The sequence below is a fragment of the Mesorhizobium sp. M0910 genome, assembly GCF_040319465.1.
GTDB lineage: Bacteria > Pseudomonadota > Alphaproteobacteria > Rhizobiales > Rhizobiaceae > Mesorhizobium.
The window spans coordinates 1-22,505 of record NZ_JAMYNZ010000012.1 but is presented as its reverse complement, the minus strand read 5'-3'; the positions used below and the strand labels follow the sequence as shown (position 1 = coordinate 22,505).

Here is a 22,505-nt window from a genome sequence, read left to right as displayed (position 1 = left end):
CGTCGTGAAAATGCGTAAAAAGTATATAAATTCTATAGACAAAAAAGGAATATAGTTGCGCCTTTCATGCCTGACGTAGATGATTCTTGTGCTCTAATTTCGAACGGCGCATCTAACCACTTGTTTTACAAACGATTTTTAATCCGCGCGAAAACCGGCCGGATGTCCGCGGTCCAAGACCGGCTCCGAAATCGTGCAAGTAATTGCTTATGCCTTCAGCCGATCGGCACATAAATTTGCGGGACAGCGGTTGGCAATCGCCACTGCGTCGGCAAATCCCAGCCGCCGTATGCCGGCATCAAATCACGAGGTAGGACCCATGAATTTTCGGACAAATTTGGCTGCCCTTGCCCTTGTGGCGGCCGGCTTCGCGTCTGCCGCGGATGCCGAAACCATCCGCGTGGCGATTGGCACGCAGGACACCACCATCAATACCGCCACGGGCGGATTGCTGATCCGTGAGTTGAAGCTGCTCGACAAATACCTGCCGCACGACGGCAAGTATAAAGACGTCACCTATGATATTCAGTGGAAGAACTTCACGAGCGGCGCGCCGATCACCAATGAGCAGATCGCCGGAAAGCTTGATTTCGGCGTGATGGCGGATTTCCCCGGCTCGTTCAACGGTCTCGCCCATATCAAGGCCGGAAGAAAGAGCTTGTTCATCACCGTGCTATCCGGCAGCGTGAACGGCAGCGGCAACGGCATTGTCGTGCCGACCGCTACGCCCATCCAGTCGCTCTCGCAGCTAAAGGGCAAAACCATCTCCGTTCCATTCGCATCGACCTCGCATGGCATGCTGCTGCGTGCCGTCAAGGCACAGGGCTGGGACGCCGAACGCGACTTGAAGATCATCACCCAGGCGCCTGAAGTTGCCGGCGCGGCCCTGCAGGCAAACCAGATCGAGGCGCATGCCGATTTTGTCCCATTTGCCGAACTCTTCCCCTGGCGCGGCTTCGCCCGCAAGATCTATGACGGATCGCAGGCAAAGACGCCCACTTTCCACGGTGCTCTGGTCGATGCCAACTATGCCGAAAGATATCCCGAGATCGTTGTTGCCTATCTTCGCGCCGCAATCGAGGCCGATCAGTTGATCGCCAAGGAGCCGGAGAAATACAGTGAACTGATCGCAAAGGTGACGGGCGTCGAAGCCGAGGTCGACTACCTGTTCCATGGACCGCTCGGGCTTCAGACCCGTGATTTAACCTGGAAGCCGGAATACCGCCAGGCTGTCGCCACCGCGATCGACACTTTGAGGGTCCTGAAAAAGACCGACCAGTCGCTCGACGTGAACAGCTTTGTCGACGAGCGGTTCATAAGGGCCGCATTCAAGGCATCTGGGCTCGGCTACGATGCCGCGCTCAAGAACTACGCCCAGCTGCCTTTGAACGCCAAGGATGCTGCCGGTGAGGCGATCAGCGATCCCAAGCGTGTTGCCGAGATTTGGATCCAGGGTGAGCCGCTCGTGCGACATTATGCGTCGCCGGAAAACGCATTCAAGGCGCTCAAGGCCATCGAAGGTGAGGGCAAATCGATCCGGGTATTTTATGCCCAGGACCGTGAAAGCGGCATCAAGCTGCTCGGCAATCAGGCCTGGTTCGTGCGTGCCGACGGCGGCGAGGTCAGCGCCTTCCTGCTAAAGGAAAATGCCGAGAAATGGGCAAACAATCATGGTGGCAAGGTGCTGGATTTTGCTGCCGCCAAGGCCTCGATCATGGCCAGCAATTGAGGCTGGCCATGACGCGTTTCCACCTTGGGCGCTGGTTGCGCCGGACAGGATCTCTCGCCACCTGCCTCATTCTCTGGCAGACGGCAATCGGCCGTGGACTGATGTCGCGGCCGAAACTCTTCGTGCTGGACGAGCCGTCGATGGGGCTGGCGCCGCTGATCGTCGACGAAATCTGCAGCGCCCTGAAGCGGCTCAACCGCGACGAAGGCCTGTCGATCCTCGTCGCCGAACAGAATTCGGCGGTCGCGCTGAAATATGCCGACCGCGCCACCGTGCTCGAAAACGGCGTCAGCGTGTTGGAAGGATCAGCCGCCGACCTGCGCCAGCGCGCCGACATCAAAACCTACTATCTCGGCGGCGCGCCGCTGCCACCGCAACACTTTCCCAAGGAGACAGCAGCATGACCATCCAATCCAAGCAGCCGTCCGACGCTCGCGTCGCCGTGCCTCCGGTCGATCGTCCGTCGGCCAAAGCGCATGTCATCAAGACCGACGCCGAGGCGATCGCTGTGGCGGAAAAACTGGCTGCCGAGTTCGCCAAGGATGCTTCAAGGCGGGATCGCGAGCGCGTCTGGCCGAAGGAAGAACTCGATGCGTTTTCGCAGAGCGGCCTGTGGTCGATCAACGTGCCGAAGGCCTATGGCGGACCGGAGCTCTCCTATGTGACGCTGTCGAAGGTGATCAGCATCATCTCGGCGGCCGATCCGTCGCTCGGCCAGATTCCGCAGAACCATCTCGGCGTGGTCGCAGCCATCCGCACCGTCTCGGACGAAGCGCAGAAGAAGCTGCTCTTCGCCGAAGTTCTGTCCGGCACGCGGTTCGGCAACGCGTTCTCCGAATTCGGCTCCAAGCGGGCGGCCGATTTTGAGACGAAGTTCGTCGACGCCGGCGACCATGTCGTCGTCAACGGCCAGAAATTCTATTCCAGCGGCGCGCTGCTCGCCCATCTGGTGCCGATCGTGGCGCTCGATGACGAGGGCCGGGCCTGGTATGCCATCGCCGATCGCGGCGCGCCCGGACTGACGGTCATCGACGACTGGTCGAGCTTCGGCCAGAAGACGACACTGTCCGGCACCGTTCTGCTCGACAATGTGAAGGTTCCGAAGACGCATCTCGTCCCGGGCTACAAGGGCTATGACCGGCCGACGGCCGACGGCGCCATCTTCCAGATAATCCAGGCCGCGGTCGATCTCGGCATCGCCAAGGCGGCGATCGACGAAACCGTCAACTTCGTGCGCACCAAGTCGCGCGCGTGGATCGACAGCGGCGTCGATCATGCCTGGCAGGATCCCTATACTATCCAGGCCGTCGGTGACCTTCGCCTGCGGGCCAATGCGGCGCAGGCCGTTCTGGACAAGGCCGGGCTGGCGGTCGACCGCGCCGTGGCCGATCCGAACGATAAGACCGTCGCGGAAGCGCAGATCGCGGTTGCCGAATCCAAGATCCTCACCACCGAGATCGCCATCAACGCCACCAACAAACTGTTCGAACTCGCCGGCACGCGATCCACACTGGCCGAGCACAATCTCGACCGGCACTGGCGCAACGCCCGCACCCACACGCTGCACGATCCGGTGCGCTGGAAATACGCGATCCTCGGCAACTATTACCTGAACGACGTCAATCCGCCGCTCCACGCCTGGAGCTGAGCGAGAACGCCGTAAAGTCACAAAGGACTGTTCATGAGCACTGCCATCCCCGACAGGATCAAGGTCCTGTGGTTTCTCCCGACCCATGGCGACAGCCGCTATCTCGGCACCTCCGAGGGGGGCAGGGCGGTCGACCTCCCCTATCTGACCCAGGTCGCCAAGGCCGCCGACGCCATCGGCTATTACGGCGCGCTGCTGCCGACCGGCCGAAGTTGCGAGGACAGCTGGGTCGTGGCGTCGGCGCTGGCGCCGTTGACGCAGCGGCTCCGCTTCCTCGTTGCCGTCCGTCCCGGGCTGCAGTCGCCGACGCTCGCGGCGCGGATGACCTCGACGCTCGACCGCATTTCGGGCGGGCGCCTGCTCATCAACGTCGTCACCGGCGGCGACCCGGTCGAGAACAAGGGCGACGGCATCTTCCTCAGCCATGACGAGCGCTATGAGGTGACGCGGGAATTCCTCGTATCTACAAGGCCGTGCTCAGCGGCGAGACCATTGCCTTCGAAGGCAAGCACTTCCGCATCGAGGACGGAAGGCTGCTGTTCCCGCCTGTGCAGACGCCGCATCCGCCGCTCTATTTCGGTGGTTCGTCGGAGGCGGCCAATGCGGTCGCCGCCGAGCAGATCGACAAATATCTGACCTGGGGCGAACCACCGGTCGATGTCGCCGCAAAGGTCGACCATGTGCGCGGCCTTGCCGAGAAGGCGGGACGCGCGGTGAGCTTTGGCATCCGATTGCATGTCATCGTCCGTGAAACCAATGACGAAGCCTGGGCCGATGCCGACCGCCTGATCAGCCGTCTCGACGACAAGACGATCGCCGAGGCGCAGAAGGTGTTCGCGCGCATGGACTCGGTTGGCCAGTCGCGTATGAGCCGGTTGCATGGCGGCCGCCGCGACAAGCTGGAAATCAGTCCGAATCTGTGGGCCGGTGTCGGCCTGGTGCGCGGCGGCGCCGGCACCGCTCTGGTCGGCGATGCGGCGACGGTGGCGGAGCGCATCGACGAATACCGGCGCATCGGCATCGATACCTTCATCCTGTCCGGCTATCCGCATCTGGAGGAAGCCTATCGCTTCGGCGAACTGGTGCTGCCGCTGTTGCCGCTCGATCACGAAATCTCGACGCGGCCGACGGCGGTTAACATGGGCCCCTTCGGCGAAACGGTGGCCGGCGACCATCGCCCGTCGTCGCTGCGCGCGAGCCAGTCTTGAGCGCCAGCGAACCGATCATAGCGATTGTCGGCGGCGGCTTTTCAGGTGCGGCGACTGCGTTTCATCTGGCGCGGCTGCTGCCGGCCAGTGCATCCGATATCGTGGTCGTCGAGCCGCGCGAAAGGCTCGGCTATGGTCTGGCCTATTCGACGACCGATCCTTCACACCGCATCAATGTGCCGGCCTCGAGGATGACGCTGATCTCCGGCCAGGATAGCCACTTCGCCGACTGGCTGCAGCAGAGCAGCGCTATTGTGGGGGATGTCGAGGCTATTGCCGCCAACGGCGCGATCTACCCGCAGCGCCGTGTTTTCGGCGGCTATGTCGAATCCCATCTCCAGCCCTTTCTGCTCAGCAAAACGATCCGCCATGTCAGGTCCGCCGTCGCATCGGTCGAGCGCACCGGCGAGGGCTACCGTCTGATCCTCGCTGATGGCGGGACGCTCGCTGCCGACGCCGTGGTGATTGCGACGACGCATCCGCCGCCGGCCTTGCCGATGCCCCTGAAGTCCGTGGCTGGCACAGCCGGGCTGGTGGCCAATCCCTATGATCTCGAGAGGCTGGAAGCGATCGGCCGCGACGACCGTGTCCTGGTCGTTGGCACCGGACTGACGTCGGCGGACGTGATTGCGACCCTCGACCGCAAGGGGCATCGTGGCCACATTGTCGCGCTGTCACGTCATGGCTATCGCTCGCGCAGCCACGCCTCGATACCGGCCGATCCAGTCGGTGATTTCACGACCCTTCCTTCACGCAGCGCAACGGCACTGTTCAAGCGCATCCGGGCCACGATTCTTGATGCCAAGCGTCAGGGCGAAGACTGGCACCCGGTGCTCGATGCCGTCCGGCGTCAGGGACAGGCCATCTGGCAGGCCTTGCCGCTAGCCGAGCAGCGCCAGGTTGTGCGTCATCTTCGCGCGCTGTGGGATGTGCATCGCTTCCGCGTTGCGCCACAGATCGCGGCCGTGCTCGATCGCCGCGCTGCCGAGGGCAGGCTTTCCTATCGCGCCGCATCGATTGTCGGCGCCGAACAGGTAGACGGATGCATTCGCGTCAGGCAGCGGCTGCGTGGCCAACGCAGCCTCGTTGTCGATGCTTTCGACAGTGTGATCGTGACGACCGGACCGGCGCACGCCGATATCTTGCGGACCAACACGGCGATTGCGGCGCTCGCGCGGATGGGATTGGTCCGGCTCGATCCGATTGGTCTTGGTTTGGATACCGACAGCCAAGGCCGTGCGGTCGGCACATCCGGGCGCCCGACCGATAGCATTTTCGTCAGCGGGCCACTGGCGCGCGGCAGCGTTGGCGAATTGATGGGAATTCCCGAAGTCACCGCGCATGCCGAGCGCATCGCCGTCGAAATTCTCCAATGGTTGGGGTACCAAACGGCGTTGCGTCGCAAGGCGTCGTGACGCTGCAAACACTTGAGGCTGTCCAGATGACACTGACCGAACGCGTTCCCCTGGTGGAAACCCGGATTCCGCTGAAATTTGCGATGCGACACTTGGCCGGAGCTGTCTCCGTGGTTACCGCAGGCGTTGGCGACGAACGGACGGGCGCAACCGTTACCACCGCCCATTCCCTATCGGTCGAACCAGAGGTGATGGTTGTCAGCATCAACCTGAACTCGTCTACCTGGGCAGCCATCAGCCGGCATCGGCATTTCTGCGTGAATGTGCTGCGTGCCGACCAGATCGCGATTGCCGACCGCTTTTCCGGGCGCGGTGGCCTGAAGGGGTCGGCGCGCTACGAGGGCGCTCGCTGGTCCAGCCTTGCAAGCGGCGCACTGGCACTCGACGAGGCGCTTGCCGCGGTCGACTGCACGGTTGAGGACACTATTATTCGCCACAGCCACGCGCTGATCCTCGGCAGCGTCCGGCATGTAGTGAGCGGAGAGCCCGGCCCGGCGCTGATCTATCATCACGGCGCATACGGATCGTCGTGAGCTTGTTGGGTTCGGCTCCTTTCAAACAGCTGGATTAAGCTAAACCGCGCGGAGCGATGTAAAGCGCCATCAGCCTGGCATTGGGCCACGGCGCGCCATCGCGCGAAGGGCAAGGTCGAAACCTTCGTCCACCAAGTTCACGATCCGGTCACTCAAGTCATATCCAGGCAGACGTCGGGATAGCGGGGCAGGAAGAACTGGATCGGCATGCGACACCTTGCCATTCGGGCGGTCTGCGTCCTCGATCCTTTCGTCAGCGAGTGCGTTGAACGGACCTACGACAGCGGCGAGCCGGACCAAGAGGGTGTCACGCACCCTGTCGTGTCGCCTCCGAAACTCGTTTACCCGAGGCTCGCTCGATCCGGCGGTCGAGCCAGCCGAAATCTTCCAATTCGAACTGAGTTCCCCGCAGCCCCGGCTGCCATACCGCTCTTGTGGCGGACATTTGATCACGTCTGCTGCTGAGGGCATAGCGTTGGTTTCCCGCTAAACAACGCCAAGGGAGAGCAAATCGCGAACACAAAGGTGCGCTGAACTTCTTATTTCGGTGGGAGCGAAATTGGCATTGGCCCGCCGATGAAGCGTTACGGATAGACGCCATACCGCCTCAGATAGAGCAGCAAGTCCGGTGTAAGCACAAGGTCTACAAGTTGCTCCTTGGCGAACCATCCAATATCTGCGGCATCGTCGCCAGCGATCGCCTCGCCGCTGATCCTCTCGGCAAGGAAATCATGAATCTCGTAGACGCCGCTGTCGCCATCCGGCACCTTGAGTTGTCCGACCTCCCGCACAACGCGGATAGCCAATCCTGTCTCCTCGGCGACTTCACGTATGACGGCTTGTTCCAGGGTTTCTCCGGCTTCCACGCAGCCGCCGGGTAGCGTCCAGCAGCCCTTATCGGGCTGATGAGCGCGCTGGACCAGCAGGAGGCGTCCTTCTTCATGGAGGACTACGGCGCTCGCTGCCACTCTTTTGCGGATCATCTTGATCTCCTCGTCGATATCGAACGCAATTTGAGCGTTACTACAAAACTGACCTGGAGCGCCGCCGCTCCACCAGAGCGGCAAATATCGCAGCCAACAATGCAAGCAATGCGGCGACGAACATCCCGCTTATAAGCATTTCAACCGCGACCGCGCCTTCCAAGAACAGGCCTGCGATCGAAACGATCAACGCTCCGCCTCCAATAGACATGGCTGCGGCCAGCCCGGCTGCGGTGCCAGCCAGACCGTCGCGCACCGACATCGCGCCCATGTTCGCGGCGGGCAAGGTCAACCGTTGCCGATGCCGATGAACATGCAAGAGCCGAAGAATGCGAGCGCGTGCGTGACGCCCCGAGATGCGAGGATGAGGCCAGCCAACAGTCCAGCGCAAGTCAGCAGGCGAGCCGATATCAAGAGCGCGCCTCGTGGTACTCGGGCCCCAACACGACCGGTCAGGTAGCTTCCGCAAATGAAGCCGGCAGGAACCATGCCCATATAGAGGCCAAGCACTGCGCTTGATCCGCCAATGGCGAGAGGCGCGCCAGCCAGGAATATGTAGAGCGTTCCGGTCGAAAACCCCATGCAAAGGACATACGCCCAAAAGCGGATCGAAACTAAGTTGCCAGTATGAACTGAGATAATGTCCCGGTCGGCCTGGACGACAGTGATGCAGTTTCTTTCAGCTCCCGCATCGAAAGAAACAGGACGGCTACGCCAAGGCCGCGAGAACGCCGAAGATCGCTCGCCAGCCGAACAGTTCGTCTATGGTTCCGCCTAAGATCGGGCCGAGCATCGCCGCGATTGCCCAGGCCATCGCCGCCCGACCCCCAATCGGCGCATTTCAAAAACGATGGAGCGGCCGAGGCAGCGCTGCTTTGCGGCTTCAGCTGGTGACGTTCCAGCACCGACGAGTTTTATCGCCGCATGGACCTTCTTCATGTCGAGTGGCTGGCGGCCAGGTGGCATTGCTGGAACCCGACACGATCCGAGGCAGGATCGGCGGCCGCCGCAAGACGCTCAATCCAAAGAAACGGCTGGAAATCGCCGAGAGCGTCTTGTCCGGACGCAAGTCAGCCGCTGAAATGGCGCGGCTCTACGAAGTCAGCCAGCCGACGGTATCGAGAATTATCGCCGAGCACAGACGAAAAGTGGAAAAAGGCCATGCCCAACAGCCACGACCTCAAGGGTCTGATGAAGTTCCTCTCCCGCGACGAATGGCGCGATTGTTTCGAAGATGTTCTCGACGATCATTTCGGGCCGATTCTCGACGCCAGCAACATGGACTTCGATGATCTGGCCGAGATGCTCGGCGATCATTGGGCAATGACGCTTTGGGGCTGCGCCTTCGAGGATTTCCTCACTCAGGATTTCGACGTCGAGGGCGGCAATATCGTCGACGAGTATCTGAAGCGGCGCGGTTGGAAGGAAGGCGCCCAGGCGAAAACCTATATGAAGGCGCTCCGGACGTCGGTCATGAGCCTCTACGAAGTCAGCGACATCGTGTCGGGCAAATCGCTGATGGCTCGCGATCTCATCCGCGGCGGAGATCCTGTCCTGGTCAGCGAGGGCACTGCCACGAAGACATTGCAGCAATGGGATCGGGTTGCAGCCAGGATCGTTCCCGTCACGGGCAAAAACATCATTGGCGGAGGATTGCTGCCGTTCACGCCGGAAGCTTCCGACGCGCTGTTCGATGGTTTGCGGGCGATCTTTGGCAAGGCGCGGTCCAAAAAACTGCCCGTACCAACAAACGAAGAACTTCAACAGGCCGCGCCGGTATTTACCCTCTCATGGCTGTTTGACTGCCTGGACCGGAGAATGCGGATGGAGCAGACCACCTTCGAGAATGGCGACGGTGACGCAATCGTCTTCCACGATGTCCGCTTTCCGTTGGCATCCGGGGTCACCCAGAAAGACGTTGCCGCCCGGCTGAAGACAGTCCCGGCTCTGCGGCAGGAGAACGCGAAATTCTGGAACTGGCTTGGCGACATCCCGAAGGGAAGGCTCAAGGCCGGCAAATCTGGGAACCTCGCATGGGACACTACCATGGAGGACGGCGCGCGGGTTCTCGGAAATGTCGAAATGAAGGGTCGCACCTTGCATCTGTCGACGAATTCCGCCGCCCGAGCCGAAAAAGGAACGGCGCTGATGCAGGGGGCGCTGAACGATCTGGTTGGAAGGCCGCTCACCGAAATCCGTACCGTCGAGCAAATGATGGCCGAAAGGCCGGTCCGTGACAAGGATACGGCTGGTCCGGAGCTGCCTCCCGAGATCGCCACAAAAGTCGTTCATGAGTTTTTGGACAAACAGTATCGCGAAACCCTCGATCAGCCCGTCGGAATGCTGGGTAATATTTCCCCGCGCGAGGCCATCAAAACCGCCAATGGCCGCAAGAAGGCCGCCGAATGGCTCAAATATCTTGAAAACCGTTCTTCAAGCCAGCCTGACCCCCACGATCCCATGGCGACCTATAATTTCCGATGGATCTGGGCCGAACTCGGTATCGAAAATCTTCGCCGATAATCGCTACCGTATATCTGCGTCCCTATAATGTACTGGAGCCGTCCAGGTTGTTGAGCAGCTTTTCGCCTCGAAGAGCCGCGTTGCGATATTGGCGGAAAGCGGAAAGGGGAGGGGAGATCGTCGTGCTCGCCACTGACTTGGCACAGCCTCCACACAAAGGGCATGTGAAACGCCACCCCAGCAACTGGCTTCACAAAATCGGCCTCGGATCCTCGTGGTCAGACACGCAATTCGGGCAGGTCTGCAACGGTCGCGTAACGATCAGCCGGCATGACATTTTGGGGGGATGTTGGCGAAGGTCATGCCGCGCACCACTTCCGGTTCCGTGGCGAGCATGCTCACCAAATGATGCACCTGGGTGTCGGTCAGGTCATCCAGAGCCAGCGGCCGTCTACAAGGTGCGTCTCAAATGCTCTGAAACCGTTTTGCCGCGCCTCGACTGCGTGGAGACCAACCAGGGTTCGAAATCCCGCTCGCGGATAACGGTGCCTCTGCCGGCGTGAAAATTGTGGCGCATCAGATCCGACCAAAATGGCATCTGATCGGCCTCAATGAAAAACGCCGAACGAAACGCTTGGTTCGCGTAGCGGAGGCGATCGAAGCTGTCATACGCCGCCGCCATTACGGGCGTATCGTACAGATGGGAAAGCTTCCTAAAATCTCATCTATGCCCAATTTTTAGAGGGCCGAGCTTAAGAGGAAATTACCGGCCATCCGGCGCTCGCGGCCCGCTGCATAGGGTTGAGTAGGTCCCGATGCGCGCGGCCTCACCCTTCGCCAGAACAAGTGATGCTAGGTCGGCGATTACAGGTGACGGCAAGCTGGCCGCCGAGACTTCAGGTGGTGGCGAGTGTTTTGCGCAGCAGAAGATCCAGGGATAAGATCTCGGAGGTCGGATCGTCCTCCCACAACTTCGCGAAATCGCGATCATCGGGCGGTCTGTGAATGAGGACCTGGCGCCCAGGGTTGGCTTCGCGAACGCGTTCGGCCGCGCTAAGGCCGGGCTTGTCTGGATCGGCGAAGACGACGACCCGCTTTACGCTCGCGGGCATCTGAAGGAAAGGCAGGCGGGGCGCTCCTAGTGAGCACCATACGGGCAGGCCGTAGCGCAGCATTGCGGCATGGCCGGTCTCGTAACCTTCGGCAATGCCAAGGATGTCGGCCGCTGGGGCGAGCCGCAAGGCAAAGCCTCGGCTGGGGCCGATGATGCGGCGCGGCTCGTCCAGCGCCGCCTTTTCTGGCCGTGTCGGGTGCAAGAGGGTGAGCTGCACCGAACAGATCGAACGGTCCTGGGGCCTGCAGAGCAGCCACCAGCGCTGGAAAGCGCCTCTTTCCCAATCGATAATCCGGCAGAAAGCGCAACGTTGGCAACGTCGCCGGCAGACGGCGAGAGGCAAGATAAGCTTCGCCGTGCGTGCCGGCGAGCGCAATCGCTCCCGACCAGAGCGCGAGCGCGTCCGCTGCCGTGGTTTTGGGCGCAGCCGGACGAACACGACGCAGAGGCTCGGCCGCGCGCTTCGACAAATCCAGGTCCGCAAGGGCGGTCTCGATGTCGACGGGATCGCAGCCCGCAAAGCAGTGGAGCATAAGACGATAATCCCCGTCACGAACAGAGAGGGAGGGATGGCGGTCGCCTTTCCCTTGCCCGTGACTTGGTACTGGGCAACGGCACAAGTAGCTCCCGCGCGCCGGGAATCCTCCCAAGGCGCGATATACCTGGGCAGCGCTTGGCCATGACACCTTTGTCATGGGCCTGATAATGCCGCCAAGCCGCTATCGGATCAATAGAATGATCTGATAGCGCGTCGAACATCCCCGGCGAAATAGCCGGGGCGCTTCACGCGTTCTCCCGCATGGAATAGGTCCGCGAACCGCGGTACGTTGTGCTCCAACCTCTTCGCAAGGTTGCGGCACCGCTGGCGCGTGCCTCGGGACTCCGGCGCCGAATGGGCTTCCGGCTGACCAGTTCCCAGCAGATGGCATAACCGCGCTCGTGCGACCAATGGCGCATAACCTTCTCGGGGCACGGTTCTTCGCGCCGAACGAGGACAGCGGCGAGAACCTTCGGGCCGGGCGGCTGGATACCCGCCGATCAACGTGTAAAGGAGGGGAAAGGAAGGCGAGGGGGTTTTCCTCGCGCCGCCCGCCGCGCTGGGCATCCGGCATCTGGGACAAGAGAGCAAGGGCCAGGACTTAGCTCTCGTGACCGCAGGATCGCCTCGGCCGGGTGGCCGAAGCCTGCATCGCTGAGAGCGCCATTCGCAAACCTCGAGATTGGCGACCAGGAGCCGTTGCATCAGGTAATTACGAGAACCACTTGCGTGCGAACCGCAGCATAGTGGTGTCTGCGCAGGAACGCTTTATCACTGCGCGCGGGCGCGCGAACCCGACCTTCAGACGATCGGCACATTGGCGGCGCCCCTTGGCGTCTCGGTATCGGCCTTTTGGGAATTCGGGACGCCGCCGTGCGCAAGCGTCGAATCATTTTGGGCTACCGTATCAGGAGATCGCAGACCTGACGGAACAGGACGACCGTCTGTGCGCGTGATTGAGCAGATCCTGGTACGGCAGGCCTGTTAAAGCTTGAGGCGGCCAAGGCGCTGATCGTTGAGGCGGTACTGCCAAACCACGTTCGGATCCTTAGGGTTGACGCCGGACGTCGACCAGGCGGAGCGCTCGAACTTTGCAGCGTCATGCAAAGGAAGATCGTCATCACAGCGCGACGGCTGTAACGACGAGCGAAGACGATAACGTCCGATACTGTGAGTTCGAAATTCGATGACACAGACGGCGGCAAGGGACAGGATCAAGAAAGCAGTGGAAAAGCTGAGCATGCGAAGGCCGGCTTCCTGATCGGGCAGGGCGAAGAAAGCGAGCACGCCGCCGGCGAAAATTGCGAACGCGAACCTCATGAGCATGACACAGACCCTCCTATTTCGATGTTGATCATTACAATATCACATATCAGGTGAGTCATTATAATGGTCAATAGAGATAGGATGCTCCTCATGGATCAAGCGTTTTTCGACGGCTGGGGCATGGTGCCGCTTTTGGCCGGCTTCAGAGTGCGGCGTATTACCCGGCGCCGTTTCCAGGCCGAACAGGGATAGAGATTGGATCCTCGCCGACTCCGCGGAGCCAAGCCTTGCGGCCCGTTTTGAGCGTAATCGGCAGTGCGAAGCGCGAACTGCGCAGCCGCCTAACATCGTTACGCTACCGGGAAGTCATCCACGCTCTTGGAACAGCGGCGTCGAGGCTTCGCGTCTGGTCGATCTGAACCAGGTCATTCGAAATGGTATGGGGCAACGATTGCAGGGCCTGCCCGCCGCAGGGGCAGAGAACAGGGGTTGTCCCTCCGGATGCGGTGTTACACGACAAATTCATAAATCGGATGACCAGGCCATCCAAACTGGATCATTTAATTATTCATTTCAACAGCGCATGCAGATCGAAATGCTATCGTGCTCGGGAACGATTTGGCGGCGGCCAAAAGCTGTACGCCGTCACTTTGCGGGAGTATGGGGAGGATGCCGCGACACTTTAATAGGGGCAATGAGTCATCGTTTCGGCTAACAGCCTGAGCACTAGACATTTTACAAAAAATGGCCGTCATATTCCGACCGATAAGCAGGAGTGCAACCGTGCCGATATTTAAAAACAAGACAGAAGACAGCGATGGTTGGCTTTCGATCCTGCTCGCCCTGCGACTTCGCCAAATCGAGAACGAGTACCCGGACTATGCGAGTTTTGCCGACGCTACGGGGCTATCGCGCGGCACGCTCTACCAGTTGCGGACGGGGAAGGGGAACCCGACATTCGTCACCCTGGAGCGGCTGGCACGGCACCTGAAGGTGCCGGTGTGGACGCTCATTGGGCGTACTGGTGACGACGACAGCGTGAAGCGGGACGTCGAGACGTTCGGCTTCAACTTCAACGAGATTGCGCGGCATATTGAGGCCACGCGTGCTGTGAAGCGCTCGATGACGGAATTCAGTGGTGTACCTTCTTTGAAAGAGGCAGCCATCCCCGCTGGGGCAACCTCCGAGAAGAAGCAGCTACCTCCGGCCAAAAAGAGACGCAGGACAAGACAGTAGCATACAAGAAATCTAGACGCTTCTAAACAATCGGCGTAGATTCATTTGCTACGATAGACTGAAAATCTGCTTTATATTTCTTTGACTGGCATTAGAAAATCCGCCAGCGTCGATGCAACGGCATCATTTTGCTGAAGGGTTCACGATGCAAGCGAATATCTGGCAAGTCGCAGGAGACAATGCGCTCTATAAGGAAGCGGCGGCGTTCGTCGATTGCCACCCGAAACCATGGGTGGAAGAGGTTTCGGAATTTCTGCGGAAGAAAGGCAAGCCCGAGACGATCACGTTGGTGATCGGACAGTTCATCGTGGCGGCCCTGTTCGAAGGACGACACGCGGATCTGCTGTACTGGTCGCTGGTTGCGGCCGAAGTGAACTGCGGTGGGATGGAGCAATGGCCTGATGATGTGCGCCAGGAGCTGGCAAGCCATCTGAAACGGGGATTTGGAAAGCTCTCGTCGCGCAATCTCTCCCATTGAAGGCGGCTGGCCGACGGCGTGGCCCTCAATGGGGAGACGGGGTCACACCTGACCAGAGGCAACGTTGATGTCGCTGCCGGCGGGACCGGGAGCGGATGAAGCGAGTTTTGTGTCACCACCGTTGGGCGTCTGAAAGTCGCCTGGTCCCATTTGGCAGACCGCTTGCGCGCCGCATCCCTGAGGAATGGATTGACCGGCCGAATTGAGGCCGGCATAGCGGCGGTTTACGTCGTTCGTCCAGTTACGGCGCTGGCTTTCAGTGCTGCCGTTGTAACGATCGGCGAGGCAGCGAATACTTGACGTGCCGCCGCACGATTTGACGGCATCGCGAAGCGTCATTACGCCGCCTTCAATGTTTTCGGACAAGATGCCCCGATCCATTCCGTAGGCACGGCCGGTCGCCCCCGTAAGCTGCATCGGTCCAAGAACGCCACTGAAGGAGCCGGCACATGCTGACATCGCGCCTTCGTGAGCGGACACGGCAAGAGCAAGCTTGGGATCAACGCCATACTTGTTCGCGGCGTCTACAATCATATTGGCGATGTTCGGGCTGCGCTCCATCATCACTTGCGTGGACGGATAGCTCGGCAGACCCGCTCCGTTCTTACAAAGCGAACGCAAGGTCGTGTTGTCATTGAGGTCGCAAGAATTTGTATCCTGGTCAAAGGAATTCGCTTGTGCACCAGGCGCTTGTCCGACGACCAGGAGCGCGGAGAGGAGTATTGGGAAGTTACGCAGCATCTTACTTCCCCGGGCAGAAATTATAGATGGTGCCATTGATGGAGAGCGCGTCGCTGGATGGGCGCGTAATCTTCATCGGCGTGATGACCGGGGAGCTGCCACGCTCTGTACATGAGGCTTGGAACGCATCGCCTGCATGACGGGTGCCTGCTATCTTGCAGGTGCTTGCGCCGACGGTGATTGCGTCGCCGTCAAACTCGGCAAGTTCGAGAGCGCCCACGCCTTGGTCGAGATCGGCACATCTGTGTGTAGACGCTACATATGATCCCTGCGGAGCCTTGAGCGGATCAAGCGCTTGCGCGATTGCCGGCGAGATCAAGACGGCTAGAGTCGTGAAGATTGTCGGGCTGGCCATGGCAGATCTCCTGAACGTCATCCCGCCGCGGCCGCCGGCAGGAGCCGCGGTCAAGGCCGCGCATCGCGCGCCGTGAGGGAAGCCTTGATCCGGTGGCGATGGCCGGTGGCAGGCTGGTGTACTGAATAAGGTTAGGTTTTCCATGTCGATCATGGTTGCGCTCCTTCCGAATATCGAGGTTGCCGGAAACACACCGGGGATCGCGGCTTCCCCTAGGGCTGCGGGACAGGGACCCGGAATTGGCATTCCGGGGCGATTTCACCTTCGAATACGATGCCGGCGCGAATGCTTTTGGCCTGAACATCATATGCACCCATTGCACCATTCCGAGCGAGGTCGGGGCGGACGTTATTCGGTTGCGCGCCATATTCGATGAAACAGCCGGAGCCAGCGTCAGCGACCGTGGATCGACCATTCTGATAGATCGCCAGGCGCATGGGGCATCGTTTCAGCGTGGCATTGCCGACAGGATCGGTGCGGATCGGCGAGCAGCCGGTGAGCGTGTGCAGGACCGAGAGGACGACGGTTTTGGTCGGGCTGCGCACCACGATGTGACTCTCGGAAGCCGGCGCGTTGGCGACCGCAAAGCGCGTATCGCCTTTGGCCATATAGGCGTCGTTGTTCTTCTTCAGCCGGTCGGCCCATAGGGAGGCGTAGGGCACAGCTTCCGAGTTCGGGAGCTCGAGATCGGCGTAGGCGACGGCGCGCCAGGCGTTCGGATCATGCGTGAGCGACTGAGCCGAAGCGTGGGGCGCCAATGTAAGGGCAGTCGCGACTGCGACAAATGTCAGGCGTTCGTGCATTCCTTGTCTCGCTTTTCTTCATTATGATTAAATCAATGTCTTAGTGATTGTCGAGCGTGATATTTGAATGAACCAGGAAGCTCGCCTATCGGGGCTGGATGAATTGCGTGGTCTGGCGATCGGGCTGGTGGTGCTGTCGCATGTCGGGCCGGTCTTCGGAGAGGGCGGGACGAGCGCCGCTCTGCTGTTTGCGCCGGCATGGAGCGTCGGGGTCGACTTGTTCTTTGTGATTTCCGGCCTGCTGGTGGAACGCTCATTGCGAAGCCTGCGGCTCGAGTTCGGAGCGCTCGAGGCGGCCTCCGCTTTCTATGTCAGGCGTGCTATGCGGATCGTGCCGCTAGCCTGGTGCGTCGGCGCCTTCCTCTCGATCGGGTTGATCATCCCGGGAAGCGGCGTTGAGCCTGCAGACGCGAAGGCGGCATTTGCCTTCATCTCGAATGCGCATTGGGCGCCCTGTTTCGGTGGCGCTACAGGATGCGGGAACGCCTTTGCGTTTGGGCCATTCTGGTCGGTCGCCGCCGAGATGCAATTTTATCTACTGGCTCCGCTCCTGGTGTTCTTGCTACCGCGACGGGCGCTCGTCGCGCTGGCCGGACTCGTTCTCGTGGTCGGGACGTTCACGCTGCGGCCATGGGGCGGGACGCTTTGGACGTTCCGCATCGATGCAATCGCGGTCGGGCTGGCGATCGGAGCAACCATGGGCAAAAGCGCGTGGCCACGACTGGCGGAACACCTGCGGGCGATCGGTAACATGGAAGCGGGGTTCTGGATGACGGCCGGGGCCTTCATGCTGTCGATCTTGCCGCCGGCGACACATGGCGTGGCGACTGCCGCACTGGCGCTGATGTGCGGGTGGATCGTGACAAGGGCGACCTTGCGGAATGATTCTGTGAACTGGCCGGGGCGGATGCTGCGCCACCTAGGAGACATCTCCTATGCCCTCTATCTGATCCATCTGCCGGTGCTGGCAATGTTCAATTGGTCCCTTGGCCAATTCCTGGGCGCTCCGGCGACGGCAACGCTCTCGATCGTGATTGCGATCGGGCTGTCTCATGTGCTGACAGCGGCGATCGGAGATCCGCTCCGCCAACTCGGCCGCCAATGGTCAAATCGAACAGTCCGGGAGGTGTCGCCGTGACAGAAGAAAATCGTCAGTGGTCGGTTGGTGGTGAAGATGCCGATCAAATTCCGCGAGGAGCGAGGGCGCTTGCGGAGCAGCTATTGACCGAGACCGACGGCGATGCCCTGGCAGCGCTGGTCGCGGCATGCTGCGTCATTGGAGCCATGCGCTCGGCGGTATCGAGGGGTATGGTGCGCAACGGATCGCCGTCAGGGGTAGATATCGCGCAAGTGCTGGAGGTGTTCGTGCGATGCGAGCCCCCAGCAGAAGAGCAGAACCTAACCGGTAGATGACCTCGACCGTGAAGTAGCTACGGTGTTGGGAGGCTGTGCAGCGTACCGCTCGATCCCCCGGAATCCTGAATGCACGATACCCGCGGGCCGTCGGCTTCTGTGCGCATCTGGCCTGCCGACACGCGCGGTAGTGTGACGGCCGCCGCTTAGTAGCGGTTGCCGAACCAGCCCTTGCTCTTGGGTGGCGAGGGTTCCTGATAAGCCCACGGGACGGATTTGTAGGACGGCCTCGGGTCTTGGACGCGCCAAGCCTGCTGCCAGTAGTAGAAATTGAGGGGTACTCGGGCGAGCACGCGACCATCGGCAGACAGGAGGTCGGAAGCGCAGGCGACGACGGGGCCGTCGTAATATTGCACGCGGCCGGTATAGCCATTGAGCGCTCCTGGCCGGCAGGCAAAGACGCGAACGCCTGCAGCGATCGTGTCCGGGGCTTCCGCAGGGACGGAGATCGTCTTGATGCCTTCCTTCGTGATGAGCGTGCGCACGGGCACAGAGCTCCAATGCGAGCGGCGCAAGGCGTTATTCGCCTGAGCTTCGGTTGGGTAGCCGGTACGCTGGGTAATGAGCGGCGGGAAGCGGCCCCAGTCAGGCGCATATTCCTGCCGGCTGCGACTGACCCGATCGGGCTTCCAATAGGCGTCCGTAGCCGAAACGTGTCCACGCGGGGCCGAATGTGCAGCATCCGGCACTCGCCCGGCGCAACCGGCGAGCAAGGCCGCGGATGCGACGATGGGGAGGATGTGACGAAAGGTACGCATATCGTCCTCGAGGGTCATGGGTTTCGCAGGTGAGGATTTCCGGTAGAGCCAAGGCATCTGGAAGGGGCTGGCCGAAATGCCGCGATGGGTTTTGCGAGCCTCGCGCCCGATCTGGGCGTAGAGGGGGATGCGACGATCGGGATCATCGGGGAGGGTGACGGCTACGCCTGCTTTCAGCCTCTCGCCGGCGACGTCGGCCATTTCGCTGGTTGCACAACGCCCGGACGATAGCCTCGTCTTTCCGGATCGGCGAGCAGACAACCCATTTTTTCAAGGTGGCGGTTACGAGCCATGCCATGGCGACAAGGCCACGTCTGCTTTCCCAGCGTCGCGGTCTGGCCCAGGTCGCAGCCGTCGACGCCGCGATAGGTGCACGACAAGTTGATTGCTGGTTCCCATGAATCACTCCTCTTCAGATTCATTGAATCAATAAACTATCTTGCAAATCGCCGTGCAAGTGTCTCTGACTCATATCCAGCGAGGGGAGGAGGGTGCTCGTATCCGGATCGGTGCACGATGGGCCGGGTAGGGGCCTCGGTGTAGAGTTGGCGCGGGGCGGTCTGACTTTCTGGATTTCGGCAAGGGCTGGTACCATCAGGCAATCGATACTCTGAATGCGCGCTATGCAGCGGCATCCGACTGGACGAACTCAGCGGCTTCGTGGGTAGCCTTGCCTAATGTCGCTGCGAGCCTCTCGAAGCCGCTGTTCGAGCGCCAAATAGCGAGACGTAATCGCATTCAGCTTTGTGAAGAACTGCTTGCTCTGCGCAGGGTTGCCCGGCACAGGTGGAGGGGACAAAGCAAAGAGAGCATCCCTATCAGCGTCTAATTGTTCCAGCTCCGAACAGAAACGGCAAACCTCGTGGTCGGTCGTTCCGGAACTCCGATGTGATGCACGGCGCGAGGCACGCGTAGGGTTAGTCCGCCGACCCACATCGTTTGACGAAAGTACGATCGTATCCAAGGCGTTTCCTCCACGCCGGTTGTGGCCATGCAATCTGGAATAAAGGGGGTTGCAACCTAAGTATACTGGCGGTTTCGCCTGTCACTTTTGACAGGTCGCGAGACGCTGGAATCCAGCGAGGAGCAACCTAGTTAAATAGCCCGCGCGAATGGCTTGGAGAGGCACGTCGATAGCAAGGAGGTAAGCTGGGTATGGCGCAATTTGACTCAAATTTTGATGACATGACTGAGGGTATTCGAGCAGTTGCCTCTCCTGCGGACGCAACGGACCTTCTGAACACAATTGTCGAAAGTTACGGCCTGGAGACGGCGGCCTTTCTTACCGTCAGGCCGGTTTATGAGGAACCGAGTAAGCCGTTCTACGTGACCACCTATTCGCCTGACTGGGTGAAACGCTACATCGAGAAGGATTTTTTCGAAATCGATCCCGTGCTTCCCTGCGGGCTGCGTGCTGTGACATTGGTTGATTGGAAGGAGATCGACCTATCGGACAAGGCTGTGCGGACATTCTTCGGTGAAGCGAGGGAACATGGGGCCGGAAAGCATGGCGTCACGTTCCCAGTTAGGGGTGTCGACGGCGACCGCGGCATTCTGAGCGTGACGAGCAACGAGAACGCAGCGGCGTGGCAGGCGTTTCTCAAATCCGAGGTTCGCGACTTCCAGCATCTCGCCGGCGAATTTCACAATGCTATCGGTCGAATCCAAGGAAGGCCACGCCATCAGACGGTATGCTCCGATAGAGAGATCGAATGCCTGAAATGGTACGCGAGGGGAGAGAAGGTCAAACGGACCGCAGAGATACTGTCGCTATCCCCTCGCACGGTCCGATTTCATCTTGATCTGGCACGGGCCAAGCTGGGTGCCAAAAGCTTGGCGCATGCGGTTGCGATCGCGGCCGAGCGTGGCCTTTTCTTCCAAAGACGGTTCTGATCGCTAGCCAAGCGCTTCGCGGGAAGCCGCCGGCAAATTCGTTCGGTTTCGTGAAGCTGGGAATGATAGAATGACTGGATCATGAGGAAAGAAGGGGGACGTCGCTCTGGACAACCTCATCCGGAAAGGCGCCGCGACCCTCTGAGGGTAGAATGCTGGCCAAACCAAGTGCCCTATTCGCAAACCATACGGTACCGCTTGCCGGGCTCGCTGACGTTCTTGCAGACAAGCAGCTTGTGCGGCTCGGAAGAGGAGAGCGGAGGACTTACGACCCGCGATGCACGTCTGTTTGATGTCTTGAGACTTGCCGTACGGCGCGGTTCGAGCCTTTCCGGCTCCTGTGGCGCAACCGGAAACACGCTGGTTTCGATCTGTGGCTGCTGCAGGGATGGCGGCTCTTTGTCAAAGAATCGCCTCGCATCAAGCGATCGCGGAATAACCACCGTACCATCATCGCTGCGCGCGCAGCCGCTGCCCAACAGTAAAGCCAGCCCCAGGAAAAAAGGCAGTATCCGTCCAAACATAAGCACAACCCTTGGCGGGCATATACCCCGGCTTGCGGGTCGCCGACAACCGGCGCAATGGGCACGAAGAAAGGGCGGCATTCCTTGCCGCCCTTTCGAAATTGTCGACATGCGAGGACCTTTAAAAGCCCATACCGCCCATGCCGCCGCCGCCCATGCCGCCAGGCATGCCGCCGCCAGCCGACTCCTTCTTCGGAGCCTCGGCGATCATGGCTTCGGTGGTGACCAGCAGGCCGGCGACCGAGGCCGCGTCCTGCAGAGCCGTGCGCACAACCTTGACCGGATCGACGATACCCATGGCGATCATGTCGCCATATTCGCCGGTCTGGGCGTTGAAGCCGAAGGTCGCGCCCTTGTTCTCAAGGATCTTGCCGGCAACGATCGATGCTTCCGCACCGGCGTTGGCCGCGATCTGGCGGGCCGGAGCCTGCAGCGCGCGACGCACGATTGCGATGCCCGCGGTCTGGTCGGAGTTGGCGCCGGTGACGGTGATGGCCAGCGAAGCGCGCAGCAGGGCGACGCCGCCGCCGGGAACGATGCCTTCTTCGACGGCGGCACGGGTCGCGTTGAGGGCGTCATCGACGCGGTCCTTCTTTTCCTTGACTTCCACTTCGGTCGCACCGCCGACGCGGATGACGGCAACGCCGCCCGCCAGCTTGGCGAGACGTTCCTGCAGCTTCTCCTTGTCGTAGTCCGAGGTGGTCTCCTCGATCTGCTGCTTGATCTGGGCGACGCGGCCCTGGATTTCTTCCTTCTTGCCGGCGCCGTCGACGATGGTGGTGTTCTCCTTGGAGATCGACACCTTCTTGGCGCGGCCGAGCATGTTGAGGCCGACATTCTCGAGCTTGATGCCGAGGTCTTCGGAGATGACCTGGCCACCGGTGAGGATGGCGATGTCTTCCAGCATGGCCTTGCGGCGATCACCGAAGCCCGGCGCCTTGACGGCAGCGATCTTCAGGCCACCGCGCAGCTTGTTGACGACCAGCGTGGCCAGGGCCTCGCCTTCGACATCTTCCGAGATGATGACCAGCGGCTTCGAGGTCTGCACGACGGCCTCGAGGATCGGCAGCATGGCCTGCAGGTTGGAGAGCTTCTTCTCGTGGAGAAGAATGTAGGCGTCTTCCAGATCCGCAACCATCTTCTCGGCGTTGGTGACGAAGTAGGGCGAGAGATAGCCGCGGTCGAACTGCATGCCTTCAACGACTTCGAGCTCGGTCTCGGCGGTCTTGGCTTCCTCGACGGTGATGACGCCCTCATTGCCGACCTTCTGCATCGCTTCCGCGATCATCGAGCCGACCGACACGTCGCCATTGCCGGCGATGGTGCCGACCTGGGCAACCTCTTCCGAGGTCTTGATCTTCTTGGCGTTCTTGATCAGCGTCGCGACGACGTCGGCGACGGCGAGGT

The 22,505-nt window shown here is 60.7% G+C and carries 19 protein-coding genes and 5 pseudogenes; 12 read left to right on the top strand and 12 right to left on the bottom strand.

The window, feature by feature from the left end; translation table 11 throughout:
- Nucleotides 1–319: 319 nt before the first annotated feature.
- From NKH78_RS25505 to NKH78_RS25480, 6 genes and pseudogenes are all read left to right on the top strand, one after another.
- Nucleotides 320–1,729 carry an ABC transporter substrate-binding protein gene (locus tag NKH78_RS25505; protein ID WP_352884577.1) on the top strand — a complete coding sequence of 470 codons (1,410 nt, stop codon included), beginning with the start codon at nt 320–322 and terminating at the stop codon, nt 1,727–1,729.
- 80 nt (nt 1,730–1,809) lie between these two features.
- Nucleotides 1,810–2,133 (top strand): annotated as a pseudogene (locus tag NKH78_RS25500) (ATP-binding cassette domain-containing protein); the annotation flags it as partial.
- The gene (locus tag NKH78_RS25495; protein ID WP_352884576.1) at nt 2,130–3,377 is read left to right on the top strand and encodes an SfnB family sulfur acquisition oxidoreductase; all 1,248 of its coding nucleotides are present in this window, start codon (nt 2,130–2,132) and stop codon (nt 3,375–3,377) included. The pseudogene NKH78_RS25500 and the gene NKH78_RS25495, both read left to right, overlap by 4 nt.
- Nucleotides 3,378–3,410: 33 nt before the next feature.
- A pseudogene (gene ssuD / locus NKH78_RS25490) lies at nt 3,411–4,585 on the top strand (FMNH2-dependent alkanesulfonate monooxygenase).
- Nucleotides 4,582–6,000, top strand: coding sequence for an FAD/NAD(P)-binding protein (locus NKH78_RS25485; protein ID WP_352884574.1), 1,419 nt, complete (start codon nt 4,582–4,584; stop codon nt 5,998–6,000). Before ssuD ends, NKH78_RS25485 begins: the two are co-directional and overlap by 4 nt.
- Nucleotides 5,958–6,533, top strand: coding sequence for a flavin reductase family protein (locus NKH78_RS25480; RefSeq protein ID WP_352884573.1), 576 nt, complete (start codon nt 5,958–5,960; stop codon nt 6,531–6,533). Before NKH78_RS25485 ends, NKH78_RS25480 begins: the two co-directional genes overlap by 43 nt.
- A 72-nt stretch (nt 6,534–6,605) precedes the next feature.
- On the opposite strand, the pseudogene NKH78_RS25475 reads toward NKH78_RS25480, so the two are convergent.
- The 3 genes and pseudogenes from NKH78_RS25475 to NKH78_RS25465 form a co-directional block, all read right to left on the bottom strand.
- A pseudogene (locus tag NKH78_RS25475) lies at nt 6,606–6,718 on the bottom strand (LysR family transcriptional regulator); the annotation flags it as partial.
- A gap of 399 nt (nt 6,719–7,117) precedes the next feature.
- The gene (locus NKH78_RS25470) at nt 7,118–7,516 is read right to left on the bottom strand and encodes an NUDIX hydrolase (RefSeq protein WP_352884572.1); all 399 of its coding nucleotides are present in this window, start codon (nt 7,514–7,516) and stop codon (nt 7,118–7,120) included.
- 40 nt (nt 7,517–7,556) lie between these two features.
- The gene (locus NKH78_RS25465) at nt 7,557–7,808 is read right to left on the bottom strand and encodes a hypothetical protein (protein WP_352884571.1); all 252 of its coding nucleotides are present in this window, start codon (nt 7,806–7,808) and stop codon (nt 7,557–7,559) included.
- 869 nt (nt 7,809–8,677) lie between these two features.
- Between NKH78_RS25465 and NKH78_RS25460 the strand changes: the two genes are divergently transcribed.
- On the top strand, nt 8,678–10,039 hold the full coding sequence (locus tag NKH78_RS25460; protein WP_352884569.1) for a DUF7986 domain-containing protein: 1,362 nt from the start codon (nt 8,678–8,680) through the stop codon (nt 10,037–10,039).
- A 368-nt stretch (nt 10,040–10,407) separates the two neighbouring features.
- On the opposite strand, the pseudogene NKH78_RS25455 reads toward NKH78_RS25460, so the two are convergent.
- The 4 genes and pseudogenes from NKH78_RS25455 to NKH78_RS25445 all read right to left on the bottom strand — a co-directional run.
- A pseudogene (locus NKH78_RS25455) lies at nt 10,408–10,661 on the bottom strand (diguanylate cyclase); the annotation flags it as partial.
- 214 nt (nt 10,662–10,875) lie between these two features.
- Nucleotides 10,876–11,310, bottom strand: a complete 435-nt coding sequence (locus NKH78_RS25450) for a toprim domain-containing protein (RefSeq protein WP_352884568.1) — start codon at nt 11,308–11,310, stop codon at nt 10,876–10,878.
- A 31-nt stretch (nt 11,311–11,341) separates the two neighbouring features.
- Nucleotides 11,342–11,626: pseudogene (locus NKH78_RS32695) on the bottom strand (DUF7146 domain-containing protein); the annotation flags it as partial.
- Nucleotides 11,627–12,615: 989 nt separating this feature from the next.
- Nucleotides 12,616–12,873, bottom strand: coding sequence for a hypothetical protein (locus tag NKH78_RS25445; protein ID WP_352884567.1), 258 nt, complete (start codon nt 12,871–12,873; stop codon nt 12,616–12,618).
- A gap of 807 nt (nt 12,874–13,680) precedes the next feature.
- Here NKH78_RS25445 and NKH78_RS25440 point away from each other — a divergent pair.
- Both NKH78_RS25440 and NKH78_RS25435 read left to right on the top strand, forming a co-directional pair.
- Nucleotides 13,681–14,133 carry a helix-turn-helix domain-containing protein gene (locus NKH78_RS25440; protein ID WP_352884566.1) on the top strand — a complete coding sequence of 151 codons (453 nt, stop codon included), beginning with the start codon at nt 13,681–13,683 and terminating at the stop codon, nt 14,131–14,133.
- Between the two features lie 145 nt (nt 14,134–14,278).
- On the top strand, nt 14,279–14,611 hold the full coding sequence (locus NKH78_RS25435; RefSeq protein ID WP_352884565.1) for a hypothetical protein: 333 nt from the start codon (nt 14,279–14,281) through the stop codon (nt 14,609–14,611).
- Nucleotides 14,612–14,653: 42 nt separating this feature from the next.
- Here NKH78_RS25435 and NKH78_RS25430 read toward each other — a convergent pair whose 3' ends face one another.
- From NKH78_RS25430 to NKH78_RS25420, 3 genes are read right to left on the bottom strand one after another with little or no spacing between them, the layout of a single operon-like run.
- Nucleotides 14,654–15,352, bottom strand: a complete 699-nt coding sequence (locus NKH78_RS25430) for a transglycosylase SLT domain-containing protein (RefSeq protein ID WP_352884564.1) — start codon at nt 15,350–15,352, stop codon at nt 14,654–14,656.
- 1 nt (nt 15,353) lies between these two features.
- The gene (locus tag NKH78_RS25425) at nt 15,354–15,860 is read right to left on the bottom strand and encodes a hypothetical protein (protein WP_352884563.1); all 507 of its coding nucleotides are present in this window, start codon (nt 15,858–15,860) and stop codon (nt 15,354–15,356) included.
- 59 nt (nt 15,861–15,919) lie between these two features.
- On the bottom strand, nt 15,920–16,510 hold the full coding sequence (locus NKH78_RS25420) for a hypothetical protein (protein WP_352884562.1): 591 nt from the start codon (nt 16,508–16,510) through the stop codon (nt 15,920–15,922).
- A gap of 67 nt (nt 16,511–16,577) precedes the next feature.
- Here NKH78_RS25420 and NKH78_RS25415 point away from each other — a divergent pair, with 67 nt between their 5' ends.
- Nucleotides 16,578–17,648, top strand: a complete 1,071-nt coding sequence (locus NKH78_RS25415; protein WP_352884561.1) for an acyltransferase family protein — start codon at nt 16,578–16,580, stop codon at nt 17,646–17,648.
- A complete protein-coding gene (locus NKH78_RS25410) occupies nt 17,645–17,923 on the top strand; it encodes a hypothetical protein (RefSeq protein WP_352884560.1) in 279 nt (92 codons plus the stop codon). Before NKH78_RS25415 ends, NKH78_RS25410 begins: the two co-directional genes overlap by 4 nt.
- Nucleotides 17,924–18,069: 146 nt before the next feature.
- On the opposite strand, the gene NKH78_RS25405 is transcribed toward NKH78_RS25410, so the two are convergent.
- Complete coding sequence (locus NKH78_RS25405) at nt 18,070–18,882, bottom strand: hypothetical protein (protein WP_352884559.1); 813 nt, start codon at nt 18,880–18,882, stop codon at nt 18,070–18,072.
- A gap of 954 nt (nt 18,883–19,836) precedes the next feature.
- Here NKH78_RS25405 and NKH78_RS25400 point away from each other — a divergent pair.
- Nucleotides 19,837–20,574, top strand: coding sequence for a helix-turn-helix transcriptional regulator (locus tag NKH78_RS25400; RefSeq protein WP_352708899.1), 738 nt, complete (start codon nt 19,837–19,839; stop codon nt 20,572–20,574).
- Nucleotides 20,575–21,219: 645 nt separating this feature from the next.
- Here NKH78_RS25400 and groL read toward each other — a convergent pair.
- Nucleotides 21,220–22,505 (bottom strand): chaperonin GroEL (gene groL, locus NKH78_RS25395; protein ID WP_352884558.1); only part of this gene is annotated, 1,286 nt, incomplete at its 5' end.

Excerpts from the sequence above, each read along its gene's own strand:
- NKH78_RS25505 (WP_352884577.1), top strand. The coding sequence starts at position 320 with ATGAATTTTCGGACAAATTTGGCTGCCCTTGCCCTTGTGGCGGCCGGC.
- NKH78_RS25495 (WP_352884576.1), top strand. The coding sequence starts at position 2,130 with ATGACCATCCAATCCAAGCAGCCGTCCGACGCTCGCGTCGCCGTGCCT.
- NKH78_RS25480 (WP_352884573.1), top strand. The coding sequence starts at position 5,958 with ATGGTTGGGGTACCAAACGGCGTTGCGTCGCAAGGCGTCGTGACGCTG.
- NKH78_RS25470 (WP_352884572.1), bottom strand. The coding sequence starts at position 7,516 with ATGATCCGCAAAAGAGTGGCAGCGAGCGCCGTAGTCCTCCATGAAGAA.
- NKH78_RS25460 (WP_352884569.1), top strand. The coding sequence starts at position 8,678 with ATGCCCAACAGCCACGACCTCAAGGGTCTGATGAAGTTCCTCTCCCGC.
- NKH78_RS25445 (WP_352884567.1), bottom strand. The coding sequence starts at position 12,873 with ATGCTCAGCTTTTCCACTGCTTTCTTGATCCTGTCCCTTGCCGCCGTC.
- NKH78_RS25435 (WP_352884565.1), top strand. The coding sequence starts at position 14,279 with ATGCAAGCGAATATCTGGCAAGTCGCAGGAGACAATGCGCTCTATAAG.
- NKH78_RS25430 (WP_352884564.1), bottom strand. The coding sequence starts at position 15,352 with ATGCTGCGTAACTTCCCAATACTCCTCTCCGCGCTCCTGGTCGTCGGA.
- NKH78_RS25425 (WP_352884563.1), bottom strand. The coding sequence starts at position 15,860 with ATGATCGACATGGAAAACCTAACCTTATTCAGTACACCAGCCTGCCAC.
- NKH78_RS25420 (WP_352884562.1), bottom strand. The coding sequence starts at position 16,510 with ATGCACGAACGCCTGACATTTGTCGCAGTCGCGACTGCCCTTACATTG.
- NKH78_RS25415 (WP_352884561.1), top strand. The coding sequence starts at position 16,578 with ATGAACCAGGAAGCTCGCCTATCGGGGCTGGATGAATTGCGTGGTCTG.
- NKH78_RS25405 (WP_352884559.1), bottom strand. The coding sequence starts at position 18,882 with ATGGCCGACGTCGCCGGCGAGAGGCTGAAAGCAGGCGTAGCCGTCACC.
- NKH78_RS25400 (WP_352708899.1), top strand. The coding sequence starts at position 19,837 with ATGGCGCAATTTGACTCAAATTTTGATGACATGACTGAGGGTATTCGA.